Raw genomic sequence first — 21,545 nt, 5'->3', positions numbered from 1 at the left:
CTATATCAAAAGAATCGTGGTTAGTCGGCCATAAACCATGTACCACCGACAGTTTTTACAACGCCAGCAGCAATTCGGTTAGTACCATCCATAAGATGGACAATATTGCGACCGCCAAGCGTTTCATTGCGCCATAGGAAGTCAACTTTTCCATCACCATTGAAGTCTTCTACCTTAGCCAGTGACCATGCGGTTCCAACTTGAGGTAACAACTTCTGCTCCCTTACCACACCATCTTCCATGTAATAAACACTGTTGCGGCCATCTTGAATGTTGCGCCAAATCAGATCTTCAGTCCCGTCACCGTCTAAGTCGCCAGTTCCAGCAAGTATCCAATCACTAGGGGCAACTGCAGATAGCGAAGTTTCTTCAAAGTTGCTTCCGCCCTCTTCAAGGCTCCACACTTTAAGGCTCTGGCCATTGCGAAGAATTAGCTCTTTCACTCTATCACCATTGAAATCGCCAATACCTTCAATTACCAAGTTACCTAAAGCATTCGACCAACGGCTAACTTTACCCGCTCCATCCATAAACCAAACTGCTAACTGGTTAGTGTCTGTTTTACGCCAGACTATATCGTCTTTTTCGTCACCATTTAAATCGCCAATGACTTGTAATTCGAACTCGTTATTGAGTCTTGCATGTACTGGACGACTAGTGATGTTAAACCCATCCATCAGGAACACACGGTTGTAGCCACCTAAAAGATCTGGATTTCTCCAGAACAAGTCTGTTTTACCATCGCCGTCGAAGTCACCAAGGTTTAGCTGCCAGTCTTCGCCTTGCACCACATTGATTGGGCGAGACAGAAGCACTTCTTCACCATTCATTGTCCATAGGAAATTCCAACCACGAACGTTACTTGCATTTCGCCATACAATATCTGCACGTCCATCGCCATTCACGTCGGCTCTTACAGGCAACTCAGAATTATCACCAATACCATCGCCATCTGTATCTGCCCATTCAGAGCTATCAGTTGGGAATGCATCGTTGAAGTCATCAACACCATCGCCATCTGTATCTTGTGAAATAGGCGAAGTACCTAGGTAGTATTCCTCTATATCAGTCAAGCCATCGCCGTCAGTATCTGTAGAAGGATCTTGCGCATAATAGGGGTTTAAGCCATAAGCAAGTTCCCACTCGTTAGGCAGACCATCGCCGTCAGCGTCAGTTGTTGCAACGTACGGCTGTGTAAAGTCACCCGCAGTATCGCCCAAATCTCGTGTTTTTGAGCTATATACAATGATACTTCCATCGTTATTTATAGCAGGGTTGAATAAAGAGGTACGTTGATAATATGTAGATACATTATCATTGATGATACTCGAAGACATTGAATCCGTTTCAATTACGACCACTCCCATTGAGTCGCCATTCACGTAGTTGAACGCTACAATTTCGCCATTACCAGAAATAGACGCTCCACCAAAAGCGCTAAATAAAGTACCATCTTTGTCTGAAGATACAGCTGAAACTTCACCTTCATTTACATTGTACATAGCTATAAATGGTGAGCTGTAACCTCCAAATCCAGCAACTAAATTGTCTGCTTGGGTCTCGAAAATAATGGTCATTCCATCTGCAGAAATATTAGGGTTATAGGAATCTCTGTTCCCTAGCGCATTATCTAAGTTTTGCGAAACCACTCTATTTGTTTTGGTAGCAACATCGTAGACAACTATTTGCTCATAATAGCTTGAAAAGCCCCATACTGCGTCGTTTTCCGATTCGTATACAACGTATTTCCCGTTACCAGAAATAGTTGGATTCAAAGAGCTACCCGCATCAGAGCCATCCCAAGAGGCATCAGTTTTACTAACCAACTCAATAGTCTCTTCCGTGTTGTCGTAAAGAAAAACGTGATAGTAATACGAGTTGATTTCATCTGTGGTCAAATTCGTCGCTTCAGAAACGAACGCAATATAACGTCCGTCGTCTGAGATACTTGGGTTATACGAATCATCGTTAGCAGCAACACCTGTACTCCCAACACTAACTAAAACCAGCTCTTCTGTGTCGCGTTGATACCTAAAAACGTCCCACTGCGAATTGACATCATCGGTGTGAATATTCGACGCGCGCGATGCAAAAGTGATTACATTACCATCTGCACTTATATCAAATATCTCACCAAAGGCACCGTTTGCATCTGCGCCACGGCTGCCTAAGCGAATTTGTTCAGTAGTGCCTTCCTGCCTGTCGTATAAAAACAGCTCGTCATAGGCGGAATTACCTGTATCTGACAGCAGCCTATCATCAGTTTTATATAAGATGAAACGGCCAGATTTAGAAACTGCCACGCTGTCTACATCATCGAATGAGCCTAAAGATTTGGGTTTGCTTAATGTCGTTAGACTATCATCTTCCATTGAGTAGAAATAAACATCGTCAGCATTATCTCTATCTAGCAAATCAAATGTTTGACTTTGCGAATGGAATGCTACGAACTTTCCGTCGCCACTTAAGTCAACGGCTTGGCTAACATAATATCTCTCAGCATCTTCATCTTTATGTTTAGAAGCTAAAGTCGTTATACCCGTTGTAAGATCGTGAGTGTAAGCGTTGTCGTCGTTATAAACGTTGTACGAATCAAACGTTCCGTAATCATCGTCATAGATGAAGCTAGCGATTGTGCCGTCAGAAGAAAGTCCAATTCTGTAAGTGTACTCAACCCTTCCATTATCGTTTAAACCGGTGCTCGTGACACTCGCCATCTCAGTTAAACCCTCGTTCATGTTACGAACATAAACATCGGCGCGACTGTCTTGGTCTCTGCCATCTAATTCTGCATCAGAAATGAACGCAACAATGTTACCTTCGTCACTGATATTTGGCGAATAACTTGCATCATTGCTATCTTGGAAACCCATTGAGCTGACACTTGCCAATTCTAATGTTTCATTTTCTACGGAGTATCTATAAACATCAGCATATGTCCCGTTGACATCTGTGGAACTTAACAAATTCGTTGCTCTTGATGTAAACGCAACATACTTACCATTGCCACTAATTACGGGGTTATTAGAGTCGTGATTAGATTCACCGTTTTCTGTATAAGTGATTCGCCTCGTTTCACTTTTAATTCTGTCGCGAACGAAAATGTCTATCCTACCGTTGGCGTCGATGTTATCAACATCGAGCGTGGTGCCTCTCGATTCGAAAGCGATGTAATTACCATCATTAGACACAGTGGGTGCATACGAATGCCCATCACTTTTTAAGCCGTCAGACGCTATTGAAATTAATTCAATTGAGTCTGATGCTGCGTCCCAAAGATAAATATCGTTAGTTACTGTTCCGCCTATTGGTATAAGGTCCGCGGCGTACGATTCAAAAACGATAAACCGACCATTTGCTGAAATATGGGGCTTATCACTCGTTCTATTTGAAAATGCTTCTACATCTGGGTGATGTTTAGAAACAAGGTCGATTTCCCCCGTTTCTGTATTTTTTCTATAAATATCACAGCGCCCTTGGCTTTCAGCGCTCATATTAGATGCACAACTTACAAATGCAGCGTATTTTCCGTCTTCAGAAAGAGAGACATTGTAACTATCTCCAAGGCTAAAGTGTGTGTCTGACTTAACGACACTTTCTGTAGGAAGCCAAGATTCTGAGAAGGAACTACTAGAAAATGCTGCCGCTGCTAACGCAATGGCTACTTTCGAGAATTGTTTTTTGCTCATAGTTCTAACTCGTGAGTGGTTTGTTTTAGTTAGCTATGAAATGGAAGAGGCAGCAAAGATAAGAGCGAGAGTAATACTCATCGCCAATAGCAATCACGTCCATGTCAAAGCGGCTGTTCGAAAGTTTAATGCTTACTGAAGTAATGTCAAAAAAAACGGAGTACTATTAAGAAAAACTTCAAAAAACTCGTCATGAATAGCGCCAGAGCCAAATTGACGACTCTGGCCTAAACGCTTAGGTTCTTAGTCAGCCATAAACCACTCTCCACCAACGGTTTTCACTACCGCTGCCGATTTGCGTGATATGTCATCCATTAGATGAATTATGTTACGGCCGCCTTGGCTGGTATTGCGCCATAGGAAGTCAACTTTGCCATCCCCATCAAAGTCTTCCACTTTGGCTAGTTCCCAAGAGACATCTACCGTGGTAATGAGCGCACTGTCACGTAGCCTCCCTTCTTCGATGTAATAGACCGATGTACGTCCATCACGTGTGTTGCGCCAAATTAAGTCGTCGGTGCCGTCTCCGTCCAAATCACCAGTACCCGCTAGTTTCCAATTATCTGATGCCACAGCATCCATACTTTGCTCATCAAACTGCGTACTGTCATCATTCAATGTCATTAGACTTAGCTTCCATCCTGTGCGAGTCACTACTGATGTTTTATTGTTTGAGTGGAACTGACCTGAGCCCTCAATAACTGACGCACCAAGCGATTCGCCTTTCTGGGCCTCAACTTGAACTCCATCCATATACCAAATCATTAAACTATCATCAGTCTCAACGTGCCATAGCACATCGTCTTTGCCATCGCCGTCTAAATCATCAGCGAGTAATAACTTTGTATCACTGCTCACATTTTGGATGCGCGTTTTCTGTTTTATCGATGTCCCATCCATTAAGTATACAAAGTTCATACCTAATGAGTTAACTTCGTCGCGCCAGAATAGGTCTGATTTACCATCACCATCAAAATCGCCCAAACGAAGCCCCCACTGTTCGCCTTGAACTACGTTGATTGGCTTACTTTGTTTGATATCGCTGCCCGACATACTCCACAGGAAGTTCCAACCTACCACGTTGCTACGTCTTCTCCAGACTAGGTCGGCTCTGAAATCACCGTCTACATCTGCTCTCTGTGGTAACTCACTATTGTCACCTATTCCATCGCCGTCTGAATCTCGCCATTCAGTGCTGTCTAGTGGGAAGTCGTCTTCAGAGTCAGAATAACCATCGTTATCGCTATCTGCATTAAATGGCTCTGTACCTAACTCATACTCTTCAAAGTTTGTTAGTCCATCGTTGTCTGCATCATCTTCTGCGTCAAAGCTCAACGGATCGAGGCCTACCTCTTGCTCATACGTATCAGGCATTCCATCATTGTCGTCGTCTAGGTCACAGGAATTACCCTGTCCATCTCCATCAGTGTCGACTTGTGACGCATTTGGTATGCTTGGGCAATTATCATTACCGTTGATAATTCCATCATCATCTGCATCGTTTATCCCTAAGCCGTCCACAAACTCCGAAGTAATTCGGACGAAATTGTCTTTCATTGTTGTTTCAATGCCCTGTGACCCACTTTTTAGTTCTGCGAGCACAAAGAAGTCATCCTTAATAGGAAGCTCCGTTGAGAAAGAAAGTTCTAGCGAGCCATCTCGGTCAGCATAACTAAACTCGCAGTTAGAGATATAGAACCTATTACTGTTTGTATAGGAGTAGCAACTCGATGCCACAGAGTTAGCATTAAGAGCCACGTTGTTTATTGTCGTCCCCGCCTCTATTGACAAATCATGAGACACGGACTGCTCAGCATCTATATGCAATCTAAACTGTGCTCGTTCAGTGGAAACGGCGACACTTTCTAACAAGATACTGCTGTTACTATGTAAGCTATCATCTTCAGGAAGCACTGACAGGTATGTATAAAACCCATTCCGAAACATCGACTGCCCCGAGTCATATTTGTCAGTATAGTTTCCTATTTTATCGGAAAGATATAACTGGCTAGTAAATGCATAAACACCACTTGGGGTTTCGTCGTTAAACTCAAACTGTAAGTTCTGCTCAAACGTGTTTTCTTCTAACGAGAGCAGCCACTCTGGGTCGTTGGATGCGCTAACGTACTCTCCGTATTTCCTAATCCAAAAGTCTGCACCATATGAATTGAAGCCAGATTCGTCGAAGGCAATAACTTTGGCAGATATTATTTGAGGGTTCCTCCCTTCAAGAATCTGGTCGGTCTCAATCTCAATATTAAGTACCTCTGGCGGTGTAGTATCTACTTCGTTTGCATTGATTATTTGTAGATAAGGGTTGAACCCCATTGCTTCTATTTTTTCTTCATGATCAAAATCAGATGTACGATTTCCTAGAGTATCACCTAAACTTAGAGCGTTAGAAATACCATACCTTCCAGGAGCATTTTGAGGAGTGAACGTGTAGGAAAAAGTAGTTTTTAGAAGACCGTCGGATGGGTCTCTCGTTATGTCTCGCTCATAAGCTCTATCGGATTTTCCGTATTGCTGTAACTCACGATTTCTAAACCAAAAGTGTGCATAATCGATACCGGTTTCTTCCTCGAAGTGAACGGTAACCTCAACTGTTTGCGCCTGTTCAGTAACATCTATCACTTTGGGGTTAATATCTAGATGCTTAAGAATTGGGGCGTTAGTGTCCGAATCTGAATTGATAACAAAAGTCTTTATCTGCTGACCAACCTGGGGATAAGACAACATCGGGCAAATGTTTCTAAAGTACTCAACAATCTCCTTCTGCTGACTACTTGCTGACGTGTTCCATGCGCGTTCAAACTGTGTCGCACATGCCGATACCCGCATATTTGCGTCTATCTCACTTTGGTTTTCTGGAACAGAGGCTTTACTCACATGACTGCCAAATGATAGCGCGCTGAAAAGTGCTAAGAAATAGATTTTCCGCTTCAAGATGAGCTCCTTTCTATAAAACGTAAAAACATCAAATCCCTAAGAAAAGGGCATTAATTTTGTAAACATTGTTTTGAGAAACGGCGCCGCGAATGCAGCGCCCAAGAAATATTAGTCAGCCATAAACCATGTGCCGCCGACTGTTTTTACAACACCTGCAGCAATGCGATTATTACCATCCATGAGGTGTACGATATTTCGGCCTCCTAGCGTTTCATTGCGCCATAAGAAGTCTACTTTGCCGTCTCCGTTAAAGTCTTCTACTTTCGCCAATGACCATGCTGTACCGACTTGTGGCAACAGCTTTTGCTCTCTCACAATGCCGTTTTCCATGTAGTAAACACTGTTTCGACCATCACGAACGTTGCGCCATATCAGGTCTTCTGTTCCATCTCCGTCTAAGTCGCCGGTGCCAGCTAGCTTCCAGTCAGCAGGGGCTACTGAAGATAACGCTGACTCTTCAAAGTTACTGCCACCCTCAATAAGGCTCCACACTTTTAATTGATTACCTTCTCGAAGTATAAGCTCTTTTGTTCTGTCTCCATTGAAGTCGCCAGTGCCTTCTAATGTCAAATTACCCAAAGCATCGGACCAGCGGCTAACTTTCCCTGCGCCATCCATAAACCAAATTGCGAGTTGATTTGTGGTGTTATTACGCCAAACAATGTCATCTTTCCCGTCACCGTTTAGGTCACCAATAACCTTAATCTCGAATTCATTATCAAGACGTGCATGCACAGGGCGACTAACGATGTCGAACCCGTCCATAAGGAATACCCGGTTATAACCACCTAATAGGTCAGGGTTTCTCCAAAACAAATCTGACTTACCATCACCATCGAAGTCGCCAAGGTTTAGCTGCCAATCTTCACCTTGAACAACGTTTATGGGACGTGATTGCAGAACTTCTTCACCATTCATTGTCCATAAGAAGTTCCAACCTCGAATATTGCTCGCGTTACGCCATACAATATCTGCTCGCCCGTCACCATCAACGTCTGCCCTAACTGGAAGCTCAGAGTTGTCACCTATACCATCACCGTCTGTATCTGCCCATTCAGTGCTATCAGTTGGAAATACATCCTCTCCATCAGTGAAACCATCGCCATCTGTGTCGGCATTTACAGGAGATGAGCCGATTCGACGCTCTTCCTCATCTGATAAACCATCATTATCGTTATCTAAATCAAACGCGTTAACGATACCATCACCATCGAAATCTTCGGTATTAGAAGACAAATCCACGCCAACATTGAACATATTAAACAGGGTTTGATCGACAGTAGAACTGTAAGTGGAGTATTCAATTTTCACATCTATTGAAGTAAGTGGTACCAAAAATTCAGGGAATGTAACTTTAGAAGAAAAGTTACTATCGTTTTCATCTTCAAGAGCGAGGCTTTGCCATGTGCTTTCGCCGGCAAACTTCCATTGGATTGATGCGATATCCGTAACACTTTTTAGCACAGACCCGCCTGCCTTAAGTATAAACGATTGGAAGCCGACACTGTTTGTAGGAAAAATATCGTCCTTTTCATCTACGGCGCTTACTACTAGGCCTGCAACTTCAGCCAGCATACCTGAAGGGTAATAGTTAATCTCTCCACTAGGTAAATCATCATTACCAGATGCATAAGTAATATTAAGTCTTGCATTGTCACACATACTTACATCACCTAACGCATCGTGGTCGAATACACCACTGTGCGTTTCTGTTCCATCGCAATAGAAAGCAAAGTTTTGCTCTTTAAATACAATCTCTGCGCCTGAAGGACTCGTAAAATGACTACCAAATATTGTAATTATACCGTTAGGTTCAAAAGAGTATGGTTGCGAAAATACCGCCGATGTAGGTCCAAACGAATATTCACCAGTTTCTAAAACATCAATTCCGCTTGCAGAACCAAAATTTAGAGGCGGAGATTCCTGAAATAAATTACCCGTATTCTTATCATCATCACCTTCAACTAAAGCGACATAAAACGACTGACTTAAGTCACTGCCATTGATAATAGATAATTCAAAGTTTTGATCGCGTACACCGGTAAGATCACGCTCTACCCCAAACAGCTTTTCACCACTATAAACGGCAATATCTGATACAGGTGGGGAAACATCATTGGATATATTAATGTCTATGCTTGTAGCTACGTCGTCCAAGGAATATAAAACGTTTTGCGAAATACCACTTGCCTCAGGGTGGCTGAAATAAAATAGCGTATCAGGCCCTGCTGTGTTGTTTAGTCGTTCAAGCAGTTCAAGTTGCACAGGTATATCCGGTGATAAATTACCCAATGCAAACCAACTGTTTGAACGTAGTGATTCATAGCGGCTATTCGAAACAACTGCTGAACCGTAGGTAATTCCCGTATCAGCAATTGTTATATGTGTTTTGGTTTTAACACTATAGAGCTGGTCTAATGAAACGGCGTTATTAGAAGGTACACCATCGTTACCTATAATATGTTGTAAGTTCGTAGGTTTTAGTCGTAACGTTTGGTCGCCATTTAAATTAAGCGTGAATGTCTCTAGCCCTTCAATACGCTGAGAAGCACTTGTACTAGGTAACGCTGGAAGGTGCGCGAGGTCACTTTTCGACAACCCCCAATAAGAAGCCTTTGAATAATATTTTCCTGTTGGGAGAAAAAGAGTTTTGGAATCACCTGGCTCCATTTCTTTCCAAAAATAGGTTTCACCAAATTCACCATCTAACGTTGCAGTAACTCTACTAGCGCTTTCATTTACAAACTTAAACTCGTTAGCATTGACAAAAGATAGAGGTAATGCAACTTGCTCACCTGTATTTGACGTTAACATCACGTCACCAAAATAGCCCCCAATCGCGTGTGCTGAATTGCCCAGTGCCGAGGCATCGTTAACGCTTAGGGTTACATTTATGGAAGCCCCTTGGTTAGCCGGTAACGTTACTTCACTTTTATCTAACGACAACGCTATACCCGTTGGGAATGTACTCGGTAAATCGATACGTACCGTTTGTTGAGTATTTGACGTGTTTATTAACGTAAATGCTACCGTTTCCGATTGGTAGTCACTTGCATTCACACGACCAAAATAGAGCGGACCTTGCTCTACAGCGATGCTTTTAGAAAGTGCAGACGCAACATCTAATAATCCGAATCCGCGCTGAAAACTATCATTTGCATCTGACTGCGCTGAAGACATCAATACAGATTTTATTTGCTGAGGATTAAGTGTAGGCCTTGCTTGTTTTAATAGTGCCGCTGCACCTGCTACGTGAGGTGCCGCCATACTCGTCCCCGACTCGGTAGTGTAGCCTTCGCCAATAGCGAGCGAGTATATATTGCCTCCTGGCGCGGCAATTTCGGGTTTTCCATAATTACTGTTTAACAATGGGCCTTTAGAGCTGAAGTCAGAAAGCGTACCATCAGGCTCCACTGAGCCAACTGTTATTGCACTTTTTGCTGACGATGGAGATAACCCTCCAATTTCAAGATACTCCCCCCCATTGCCTGCTGCAGCAACTACAACTACACCCGCAGCGGTAGCAGCATCAACTGCTGACGAAACGATATCATCGGCGTCACCTGGCCCGCCTAAGCTTAAATTAATAATATCAGCACCATCATCTGTGCTTGGGTCGCCATCAGGGTCAACGGCATACTCGATACCTTCTACAGTTTGAGTATTAAAACCATTTCCTTCGTTATCTAGTACCCTAACCGCAAGAATTGATGCATCTGGTGCAACACCAACAACCCCACCATTAGCAGCAACAATACCCGCTACATGGGTACCGTGGCCATCAACATCCATAGGATCATCGTCATTATCAACGAAGTCGTAACCACCTACTACCTTACAACCATCGCCTATACAACCGCCTAAATCGGGATGGGTGTAGTCTACGCCGCTATCAATAACTGCAACAACTACCCCCTTTCCCGTTATGTTATTTCCCGAGTAGTCAAGTTTCTGCCAAACCTTATCAGCTTTGATCATCGGTACACTTTCAGATAAAAACTTTTTTACTGGCTTAACTTTTACTACACGTTTAACTGATGGCAACTTTGACAAAGTTATTATTTTAGATTCATCACCTTCAACAACTATTGCATTCGCTACACGCGTTAACTTGCTAGCAACGGAAACACCTGTGGGTAGGTTATTTTGAATAAACACCTGCTGGAATGTGTTTAACGCAGTTATTTCTTTGCTAACTAGTTTATAGGCGCTTTGAGTCAAGTTTTCAGAGCTAACATTAGTTTCTTGGTTAACTAGATTCCGGGTAGCTTGGAGCTTTTGGTAGGCCTGAAACTCGCTAGTTTTTAAAAGTGGCGCTCTATAAAACTCAACAATATATTGTGGTTCGCCACTAGGCCGAGAAACGCCTTTTTGGATGCGCATAGCGTTGCTACCATCGCTGTTGGACTGACTTGAAATTCTCAACTCCGTTTGAGATTGGGCATTTAGATTAGCTGACGGAAGGATAAGTAATATTGCAAGGCAAATATAATTTTTCAACGTTGACACTCTGCAGTCCTTTATTGAGTACTTTTTAGAAAAAATTAGCTAATTTAAAACAATAAACCATTACTAAAAACTTCAAAAGCCCGCATAGGTATGGAAAACAATACCTATGTATCAATCAATGAGAGCACCAATTTTGCTAAAAAAGAAAAAATGGCATTAAGTCTAATTTTTGTTCAAATTAAATAAGTTGCTTGTCTAGTAAAATGAAGATTGATTTGTCAGCTTTTGATATCTTACAACTGAATAACAAAAAGATTTTTAATAAAGGGATTTATACAAATGAAGCTTTTAACGCTTGGAAAAACTTTTTTCTTATTCTGCGCCGTGGGTTTGATTTCTAATGTCTATGCGATAGAGGCTGGCACACGTAAGTGGACTGTAGACTTAGATGAATACCTCGAACCATCTATCACCATTTCCAAAGACGACATTATATTCACAACGTCCTTCTCGAAGGCTTTCGCCCTTAATAACGAGGGGGCAGTATTGTGGACTATCGAGTTACCATTTAAACGAGAATCCCAAATCGCTCTTGGTAACGACGGCAGTCTCTTCTACACGGGTGAAGGACGCTTAATCTCTCTTACTTCTGATGGTTCAATAAATTGGTCTTTTGATATTGCCGTAAATAAAGAATACGGAAAGTTGAGTGGACCAGCTGTAGGTCCTGACAATACTTTATACGTTCTGGATAATACTGGAACTATGTATGCCATTTCTAATAGGGGGGCACTTAAATGGTCCAAGATACTCTATCAGGGAGAAAAGCATTTAGATCATGGTATTAAAAATACGCCAACAGTGACCAATAAAGGCACCATTTATGTTACAGGAGCCGACAATCGCTTATATGCTCTAACTACAGAAGGGAAATTAAAATGGGTTTATTACGATGAAAACTTCCCTTTTGCAGAAATGTCTTCGAAGCCAAGTGTCGGTCGGGACGGAACTATATTCTTAGGCTTCTATGGGGGCTCGTTACATGCCATAGATCCAAGTGGGAAAAACAGGTGGACTTATTTATCGTCGCAACCTCATATTTGGGACTCAACAGAGCACTCAATAGTTGTTAGCAAAGACAACACTGCTTTTTATTGTACCCGAGAAGGTGCGATATTCGCGATTGGCTTTGACGGAAAACCAAAATGGACAAGAAATGGCAACTGTACCAGCTATTTGTTAGGAGATGACGGAACTCTATATATTAACAACTCACACATCACAGCAGCTCTAAATTCTGAGGGAGAAACCGAATGGCTTGAGGACACCTCCACATTTCATGCCTCGTACGGGGCTTTAAATATGGGGAAAGACGGCACTATTTACGTACTCAGCTATAGTAGCATTATTGCTATTCACACAGATAGTAAACGCCCAATGTCTGAAGCCTGGACTAGCACATTTGGAAGCCCACAAAACAATAATGCAAACGTTCAAGTAACCTACCCAATAGACTCAGATGGGGACGGTTTGACCGATGAAAACGAGGTATCTCATTATAAAACCGACCCGCAAAACCCTGATTCAGACTTCGACGGCATAGACGATGGCCAAGAAATCAAGCTAGCATCTGACCCCATAAATGCCCAACATTATCCTGGAATTGAAGGCACACTTGAGTGGTCATACTTTACCGGTAACCATATTTTTAAAGAGTCGCCAGTTATATCTGATAACGGCTTAGTTTTTCTATCCGCAGACAATTTTCATTTCAATAGTGGGAAAAACGTGTTTGCTTTTAAAGATACACACCCTCTTTGGTGGAGTTATCTTACTCGGCCGTATGATAAAAATACTTCAGTCGCACTATCTGATAAAGATGACGTAGTCGTTTTTGATGGGAAAAATATAAGCATTTTAAATATCTTCGGTGAAAAACTCTGGTCAGCCACTGTATCTCCATATAGCAGAAGAAGCTCTGTTAGCTACGATGGTTACGGTAACCTTTACCTACCAACCAGCAAAGGTTTTAGCGCATTTGATTCAAACGTAAATGAACTTTGGCGTGTAGATTGTCAACCAGTTTCTGACAATATTGCCATTCACGCGAATGGGTCAATTTATATTGGTTGCACCAATGGGAACTTTTACTCACTTACGAGTAATGGCGCTATTAATTGGTCTTTACCTATTGAAGGCGGTCATTCAGCTATAGGTGGCGAAGAAATAGTTTACGTTAGTTCCAAAGACGGTTACCTATATGCTGTAAACACTCACGGCAATGTTCTTTGGAAATTCGAAACTGGCAACGCTATATACTCATCACCTATCATTGGGCTCGATGAAGTTATCTATGTTGGTTCAACTGACAACAAAATGTACGCTTTGAATCCCGACGGCACCTTAAAATGGTCGTTTAGCACAGATGGACCGATAATGGGTTCTCCGGCGCTAGGCGATGATAACGTTTTATACTTTGGCTCAAAAGATCACTACGTTTATTCAATAAATGCCGATGGCAGTTTGCGATGGCGCTTACTAACTGGAAATCCTGTCGAATCCTCTCCAGCAATAGATAACGGAAAAATTTATATCGGTTCTAACGATGGTAAACTTTACGCAATAAACAGTAGTAGCAAAAGTTTATCAAGAAGCATTTGGCCCAAAGTTGGGCATGATAATAAAAAAAGCAATTATCTATCGTGGAACGACTTGCCAGAAGGGGACGAAGACAACGATGGCATTGTTAACAGTTTAGACAACTGCGTATTTGTTTCTAACTCCCTTCAAAAAAATAATGATAATGACAAATACGGCGATGCTTGTGACAATGATGATGATAATGACGGCATTGACGATACCATTGATACCTATCCATTTACCCCTATAAGAAATCACCTCGACTCGGATGGTGACGGTGCCCCAGATGAGTGCGATGAAGCCTGTATTGCTGCGGGTATGATGGCCGATATAGATGATGATAATGATGGCATTCTGGATGCCGAGGATTTTTACCCTCTTGATGCCAAGCGATTTAGAGCTTACAGAGCAAAAACTGATTTTAACGGAGATGGTCGCTCCGACATCTTATGGCGTAATTATTCAGTAGGTTGGAATTTCTTGTGGACTATGGATAGCATGACGGCACAAGCAATTCCAATTGACGTTGTTCCGGAACCTAGCTGGAAAATAAGGACAATTGGAGACTTTGACGGCGACGGCAAATCAGACGTTTTCTGGAGAAACAATGTATCAGGTAAAAATATTATTTACCTGATGAATGAGTCGGCTATTAAATCGAAAAAAGTCTTAAACTATGCTCCTGTTTCAAGCTGGAAGTTGGTGTCGAGTGGCGACTTTAACGGAGACGGTAAAGATGATGTTTTATGGCGCGATATTGAAAGAAAAAACACATGGGTGTTTAGCATGGACGGCGATCGTATTGCAGGCTATACGCCGTTGCTGAGAGTCACTGACCCAAATTACCAAATCGTTGCTACTGGAAACATTGATGGCGATGAAGATGACGACATTTTATGGATGAGCACAAACGGGTCAGTATTTATCTGGCAAATGGAAGAAAACGAATTAGTACATAAAGAGCGTTTAACGGTACTTCAAGAAAACTGGAAAATTTCTGGCTTGGGAGATCTCGATGGCGATGGCACGGAAGACTTGATTGTTCGAAACGAAGAAAGTGGGTTAGTGTGGGTCTATTTTTTGGAAGACGGGCAAATACGTGAATCTCACCAACTCTATCAAGTAGAAAACATTAACTGGAGGCTAGCGCACATTGGAGATTACAATGGCGACGGAAAAGATGACCTCTTCTGGAGAAATTTGGTTACCGGTGCAAACATCGTACACATGATGAATGGTATCACTATCACTTCGAAAGGTACGTTTAGAACAATTGATGAAGATTGGTTCATCGCCAAGTAAAAAAGCTTTCTATAGTGAGGCGAACAAGCAAATCATTAACAACATTTGATCACAAGTAAACGTCGAAAAATCCCATGGCAAGGCGTTGCACAACGCCTTGCCTTCATAAAAGTAGTAATTTTTGCTTTTGTCCTAGCCCCATCGCTAAGTTAATTAATCTATTTTTTCGCAAATCCTCAGCCCTAAAAAACTGTTTGATTTTTGATCAATTTGCTTTTATCTTTTCAATTAGGTGATACATAACTCTTCTAAAAAAGGGTCTGTAGTCTAGCTTGCTAAGTGATTCAAAGGGATTCGAATTCGGAGCTAAACCATGACTTACCGCGTAGCATTTGCTATTTCAGGTGCCGTCAGCTTAGGTTCTTATGAAGCAGGCACAATCTATGAAATCATAAGTGCGCTTTCAGAGCACAATAAAAACCTTCCAGAAAATTCAGACAAACGCATTGAGATAGACGTACTTAGCGGCGCTTCGGCTGGCGGAATGACCGCTGCGCTCATTGCTCACAAGTTGCTGCACGACCCTGCAATGTTAAACGGCGAAACCGACAATGCAGCATACAAGGCATGGGTCGAGAAAGTAGATATCCAGGGCTTACTAACCCATCACGACGGTGACTTCACTAAAACCTCACTTCTTTCCTCTAACTTTGTAGGCAAAATAGCGGAAGACTTGATCACAAACAGACACAAGAACAACCAAATACCAGAACCTGGCCCACATAATACGGCAGCAAAGAAAATCCATCTTGGTTTAGCCATGTCGAATTTAAATGGCGTTGATTACAAGCTTGACGTATTTTCCACATCTGAAGAGGGGTTGGACCAAGGTGAGTTTATACAAACACGCTTTCAAGACCGAGTAACCGAAGAGCTAACCAACGAGTACAAAGCAAAACAATGGGAAGATATCATTACAGCATGCAGAGGCTGCGGCGCGTTTCCCTTTGCTTTTTCACCTATGAAGTTAGCAAGAAACTGGATTCGCCATCAGCATGATTACGCAAGCAGAGGCGCCTCTCCTTTCAATGACGGCAGTAAAGATGAAAACTTTTACTACATGGACGGAGGCGCTTTCAACAACTACCCCTTAGGGCTGGCTAGAACACTGACTAGGAGAATTGATAGCACTCCAGAAGACTTTGAAAATAGATACTACTTTTACATTTCACCAAACCCGAAAAACTCTGTGCGCGACGCAAATTTTAAAGTGGATGCCACCTCTGGTATGAAAGATACCGCTTTGCAAATGGCAAAAAGCATTTTTTGGCAGGGGCGCTTTCAAGAATGGATGCAAGTTGAAACGGTAAATGAAAAAATAAAAGAGCTGGATAAGTGGGCTGAAGAATTACTACAAGTATTAAGCAATAACATCAATCAGCTACAAATACGCAACGCGGCTTATGACTCGCTTTTAGATGCACTGTACGGTAATTCATCGTCGTATAACGACGATTATCAGCGTTTAGAAAAAGCATACTGCACAACACAACAACATCAACAGCTGTCACCCTTACTAAAAGAAACTTGGATTAAAGGTATTGTGATAATGGAAAAATCTGGCGGGCTGGAAAACCGCGAGAGCATGAAGGTTTATACCATTACAACAACCGACGATGATTTAGCAAGTGAACCCCTAGCCGGCTTTTTGGGCTTTTTAGACAAGCGTCTGCGCGAACACGACTACTTGTTAGGCCGAATAAGAGGCATGCAGGTTGTAGAGCACATATTAAATCATAAAGATAATGTCAGTGCTTTGGGAAACCACTTACCGCTTAATGTAACTAGCCGCGCTGACCGTATAAATGAAGCTAAAACACAGTTCGATGCAATGAAACTTTCCAAAATCACAATGAAAAACGTAAATTATGAAAACCGACTAGCGCTTTACAAAAGAGTTAGAGAACGCATGAAGCAATGGCTTAAAGATGAAAAGGTGAGTTGGATTAAAACGCAAGCATTAATGCTTGCGAGTAAATCATATTTAAAAAACACATTCGAAATAGAAAACAGAAAGCTGTTAGGCATAACAATGCCTGCTTGGTACCGCTAAAAAGTAAATTTAATACAAGAAGCAATAGAGAAGTAGAAGTAGAAGTAGATGATGAAAACATAACTTACCAATTGCCACTGGCTTAAAGGGAATTAACCATGAAACTACTACCTTCATTAGAACGCGCTGTACCCAAAGAGTATCTTGCCCCAGCTGTTTTGCACGAACTATTTACTAGTTTGCAAAACATAAAAAATGAAATCGAAAGCAGTATTTCAAATGAGCAGAAAGCTAAATTAGAAAACCTTGATAATATTATCCACGAGCTAAAACAGCTAGATAATGCCCCCAATATTGACGATATACCCACTGCCGCTAAAACAATTATTGAAAATGCCGTGGCACTATTCCCCGACGAAAAACAACAAGAAATATCAGAATCACAAATCTACAAAAAGACGCTTAAGCTATTTGAACAGTGGGAGCAAATTAGCGCGCCTATAAGCTCACAAACCGACGGTTTTAATAGAAACATAGAGTTTGATAAAGACTACGACACAGAACTTAAAGACTTTCAGATAGGCGTTCGGGTTGGCGCTACTGGCATCTATAACATTAACGTACTTACCAAAAAACAAGCGAAAACACTTCTTAAACTTGAGATAGCTGACAATGAATGCCTTGTAAACCAAACACTTTCCGCGGCCTATGAAGTGAATGCTTCGGCAGCTGGCGCGGTAAACTTCATCAATATCAGTGCAAGCTTAGCGAAAGCTGGCGAGCTAAAGCTAGACACTTATTTCAAAGCAGAAAACAACACGCCCACATATCGCGCACTATGGGCAATGTTTAAAGCCCCTGTCGTGCCATGGAGCCTAAAATCTGTAAACGCACTTCTTACAGTGCCAAATGACGGTACTGGCCTTGGTTATCGAGCATGTGCATTAAAAACCGGCTCGTCTTTTACCATTCAAGGTGAAATGGGTGTCGGTAAGTCATTGGTTACTCAAACCGATTTAAAAGGCAATGTAATAAACATCGACTTTTCTGCCGAAATAGGTGCGTCTCGCCAACACACTATAACAGGTGATGTAAGCGTGTTTGTTACCAAACACGCTAGCAGCGGCAAGCCATTGCTAAAGATAATGATTAAAGAAGCAGACGAGCGAACTAACGCATTCAACCTGGCCTTGCAGGCACAAATTAAAGGGCTGGATAAACTGGCTGGGCAATACGTTGAAATGCTGCTTTCAAAAGGTAACAAAATAGTACAGTGGTTAGAAGAAAACAGCTCTCCCGGCGCTACGTTACTAGAAAGTTTAGATAACAATGCAGATAAGGATAAGTGGTACAAGCCTATCGCCAGCTTAGCTCTTGGCCAAGAAAGTGTTGATGACGCGGTAGAAAGCCTTATCGGCAACGAACTTCAGAATATTATTGACCGCATACCACTTTCAAGTGAAGACGATGCAGAACAACTGGCCGACAAAGTAGTAACAAAATTATTAGATATATTTGGTGCCAGTGACAGCACTGCTATAGAAAGTTATAAAGAGGCGGCTGAGCAGGCACTCCAAGCTGAGCTGAAAAAGCTTCAACAACACATACTTCAACAAGCCGATAAATTTAAGGAGTTGATAGAAGGCGAAGCTAAAGAGGTGCTTAAGCCAGTAGAGGCATTAGGCAAAGAAGTAAAACAAGCTGTTACGCAATTCGATGACGATATTGAGAAAAACTTTAATAAGATCATTTCTAAATATCGTGAATTCAAAGAAAAAATCACTTCTGCACTAGAAAAATCAGCCAACATTAAGCTGGGGCTTGCCTATGACGATTTAAGAAAACGTTCTACGTCGCTATCTCATAGCATGGAGTTACTGCTTGAGACGCCAGAGTCTCCTGATGTTCTAACCTTTTATAGAAGCTTAGCAATTGGCGATGACAAAAAAGTGGCTAGCATGCTGCCCTCGCTAGTAGACAAAGGCAAAGTTAAAATTTTAGCCGAGTCTACCGCTATCGAAACAATGCGAAACAATACAACAACTTTAGGTTTGAGTATTATTGGTAAGAGTATCACCTCTGTGAAAGATGTGATATCACAACTAAACGTTAAAGTTGATACTAGCGGTAATTTATACGTTAGACAAGAATACAAAGTTACCGCAACCGCCAGTGGACTTGGCGAAACGCGAGAAGCCGTACTTAATCTTACCTATGGTATTGCGGAGGCATCGCAAAACCCCGACTTTGTAGGCAGTTTAGGTTTTAATTATACAAACAGAGATTCTAAGCTTCACTCTGTAAACGAAATATCTGAATTTTTACATTCTTTAGATTTTAACGACAACCCACACTTTAACAACCTGCCACATGATGTGTCAGTACCCACTTTAATACCTGAATACCGAAAAAACATAGCAATTGCACAATACAACAAGATAGTTACGCAAGCCCCTACCCAATTCACCACTAGCGAAATATGTATTAGCTTGCGAGCTAGCAAACAAACCTATCGAAAGCTGCTGGGCTTGAATGGTCACAACCTATTTAACAATGCCATGACCTACTTAATTTACTTAACAAAAAGAGACGATTTCTACCAAGAAGCCATGGAAGACATTGTGGAAATTTATGAAGAGCTTGACCCCAAATATGCCGACTACAACGAACTATTTTCGCTTCTACTTGGTTCACCAAACAGTACCAATATAAGTTTGTACACAATAAAGAATGATTTAAGAGATTTAGACAGCTTCAAAAAGCTTATGAAGCGGAAATCGAAGCTAATGTATAGAAAAGAAAAAATGTTCTGGCTTAGAGTTAATTCAAAACTTGAAAAATACGCAGAAATGGCGGGCGCGCTTAGAAACTTACCAACCACTTTAAATGCAATAGAAGCTGCCGTAGATAGCTTCATCATGACGACACAGCAGAAAGCTGATTTAGAAAAGCTCAACGCTACATTGAAGGGGTTGAACAAGAAATTTCAACGCGAGCTAGATGACTGGGTAGAAGTAGATGGCATAGTGAAAAATGCTATTGATGACCTGTACTCAAAATTCGGCTGGGCAAAGTCGAGCGTGAACTTACGACTATTGAGCTTCCTTTTATTGCTTCAGGAAAGCGTGGGAGAAGACGAAGAGCTGTTTCTAACTACGATTACACTCAGTAATGCCAGTGATGAGCGAAGGGTTATTGTGGTTTAGGTATGTAAAAAAGAAATGGGCACAATATGAACAAATATATTCAATACTTTGCTGTAGCTATATTCGGTATTGCAATACCGGTGTATTTAATGGGTTCAGTTATTACTAACGTATCAGCAGTTAACCAGGAAATAAGCTACGCGGGCAGCCTAGATTCAACTATAAAGAGCTTTTCGGAAGCGAAAGACCACCTAAAAACTCCAAATGATTATGCGCTTTTGGCAATGTTAAGTGCAGAAAGCGCTAATCAAAAGACCATGATAAACAAACAAGTTATGAAAGTAATCGTTATCCAAATAGGCTTTGCTGTAATTTCCATTGGAATGCTATTTGTTGTTCTAGGCTTTAATGAAGGTGGTGCAGAGGGGAGTGCGAGCAATGGTGTCCTTTCTTTCAATTTTAAAACGGGATCGTCGGGCCTCGCAGCAATAATAGTGGGCGCGGCGATGGCAACGTTGGGTGGAGTTTTAAACAACGCTTTTAGTACCGTGCAAGTGCCGACGTTTTCCGGCCGAGCTAGCGCACCAAAGGTATTGGAAACAAATGGAAGTGTATCTGTTGTTGTCGAGGCCTTTAAAGCTTGTGATTCAGCATTTAAAGACTACCAGGGTGAAAATAAAGTAGAGCAAATCAAACGATGTATGACCCCAAAATTGGAAGAGGTCTATGCAAATGAAAATTAATTATTTTTCGCTTTTTTTCATTACTGCATTTATCGGCATACCCAACACAGTGCTAGCCGAAGTTGATTGCTGGCGGGTATATCTAATCGAACCTGAAAATTCCCAGAAAGGTTTTCGAACTAATAATGTGTATAGAGATACTGAAGGTGAATTTATCATTGTATGTGCTAAAACATCATCGTTCGACAAGCCTGTAGTAATTTTCGCTGGAGGCGGTGCATCAGGAACGCACAAACGAAAGGGCCATAGCTTTATTGTTGTTGACCAACTCATGCTTCAAGTTGAAAGCGTGCTAAAAACAAGACTAGAAGATGAGGAAAATAGAGAACCTTGGCTAACACTATCAGGCGAATCTAAACAGAGCAGTTATTATATAGCTAAAACTAAAGAGTCTGCTAAACAACACATTAAGAGTAAAGAGCTTAGCGTAATAACGCTTCTGAGTTCCAAACCACTAGAAATTTCTAAATACCTTCTTGAGAAAAAAATGACTGAGAAGAGAACTCTGCCACGTACAACTTTGTTTCAAAAGCTTAGCATGCCACAAGGTAACAAAGACATAAGCGTTAGTATCGAGCAATTTGAAGATATTAATACCACAATTGTAAATATTGACTCGATAGAATGACGGAAA

General features: G+C 41.7%; 8 protein-coding genes. 5 read left to right on the top strand and 3 right to left on the bottom strand.

Going from position 1 to position 21,545, the window contains the following annotated elements; genetic code table 11:
* Positions 1–20: 20 nt before the first annotated feature.
* The 3 genes from ACXAGV_RS06255 to ACXAGV_RS06245 all read right to left on the bottom strand — a co-directional run bounded on the left by ACXAGV_RS06255 (position 21) and on the right by ACXAGV_RS06245 (position 11,147).
* Positions 21–3,689 (bottom strand): FG-GAP-like repeat-containing protein, encoded by a 3,669-nt coding sequence (locus ACXAGV_RS06255; protein WP_474872497.1) that lies wholly within the window; start codon positions 3,687–3,689, stop codon positions 21–23.
* Between the two features lie 243 nt (positions 3,690–3,932).
* Positions 3,933–6,635, bottom strand: coding sequence for an FG-GAP repeat domain-containing protein (locus ACXAGV_RS06250; protein ID WP_474872496.1), 2,703 nt, complete (start codon positions 6,633–6,635; stop codon positions 3,933–3,935).
* Between the two features lie 111 nt (positions 6,636–6,746).
* Positions 6,747–11,147 (bottom strand): S8 family serine peptidase, encoded by a 4,401-nt coding sequence (locus tag ACXAGV_RS06245; RefSeq protein WP_474872495.1) that lies wholly within the window; start codon positions 11,145–11,147, stop codon positions 6,747–6,749.
* 279 nt (positions 11,148–11,426) lie between these two features.
* Between ACXAGV_RS06245 and ACXAGV_RS06240 the strand changes: the two genes are divergently transcribed.
* The 5 genes from ACXAGV_RS06240 (at position 11,427) to ACXAGV_RS06220 (ending at position 21,539) form a co-directional block, all read left to right on the top strand.
* Positions 11,427–15,029, top strand: coding sequence for an outer membrane protein assembly factor BamB family protein (locus tag ACXAGV_RS06240; protein WP_474872494.1), 3,603 nt, complete (start codon positions 11,427–11,429; stop codon positions 15,027–15,029).
* A 313-nt stretch (positions 15,030–15,342) separates the two neighbouring features.
* A complete protein-coding gene (locus ACXAGV_RS06235) occupies positions 15,343–17,082 on the top strand; it encodes a patatin-like phospholipase family protein (RefSeq protein ID WP_474872493.1) in 1,740 nt (579 codons plus the stop codon).
* 98 nt (positions 17,083–17,180) lie between these two features.
* Complete coding sequence (locus tag ACXAGV_RS06230) at positions 17,181–20,228, top strand: hypothetical protein (RefSeq protein WP_474872492.1); 3,048 nt, start codon at positions 17,181–17,183, stop codon at positions 20,226–20,228.
* Positions 20,229–20,254: 26 nt separating this feature from the next.
* Positions 20,255–20,911, top strand: a complete 657-nt coding sequence (locus ACXAGV_RS06225; protein ID WP_474872491.1) for a hypothetical protein — start codon at positions 20,255–20,257, stop codon at positions 20,909–20,911.
* Positions 20,895–21,539: a hypothetical protein gene (locus ACXAGV_RS06220; RefSeq protein WP_474872490.1), complete on the top strand. Its 645-nt coding sequence runs from the start codon at positions 20,895–20,897 to the stop codon at positions 21,537–21,539. Before ACXAGV_RS06225 ends, ACXAGV_RS06220 begins: the two co-directional genes overlap by 17 nt.
* Positions 21,540–21,545 lie beyond the last annotated feature (6 nt).

Source organism: Alteromonas sp. ABH4_453, assembly GCF_056160665.1.
This window is presented reverse-complemented; position numbering and strand designations above follow the sequence as displayed.

Coding starts and splice junctions, on each gene's coding strand:
- ACXAGV_RS06255 (WP_474872497.1), bottom strand. CDS start 3,689: ATGAGCAAAAAACAATTCTCGAAAGTAGCCATTGCGTTAGCAGCGGCA.
- ACXAGV_RS06240 (WP_474872494.1), top strand. CDS start 11,427: ATGAAGCTTTTAACGCTTGGAAAAACTTTTTTCTTATTCTGCGCCGTG.
- ACXAGV_RS06235 (WP_474872493.1), top strand. CDS start 15,343: ATGACTTACCGCGTAGCATTTGCTATTTCAGGTGCCGTCAGCTTAGGT.
- ACXAGV_RS06230 (WP_474872492.1), top strand. CDS start 17,181: ATGAAACTACTACCTTCATTAGAACGCGCTGTACCCAAAGAGTATCTT.
- ACXAGV_RS06225 (WP_474872491.1), top strand. CDS start 20,255: ATGAACAAATATATTCAATACTTTGCTGTAGCTATATTCGGTATTGCA.
- ACXAGV_RS06220 (WP_474872490.1), top strand. CDS start 20,895: ATGCAAATGAAAATTAATTATTTTTCGCTTTTTTTCATTACTGCATTT.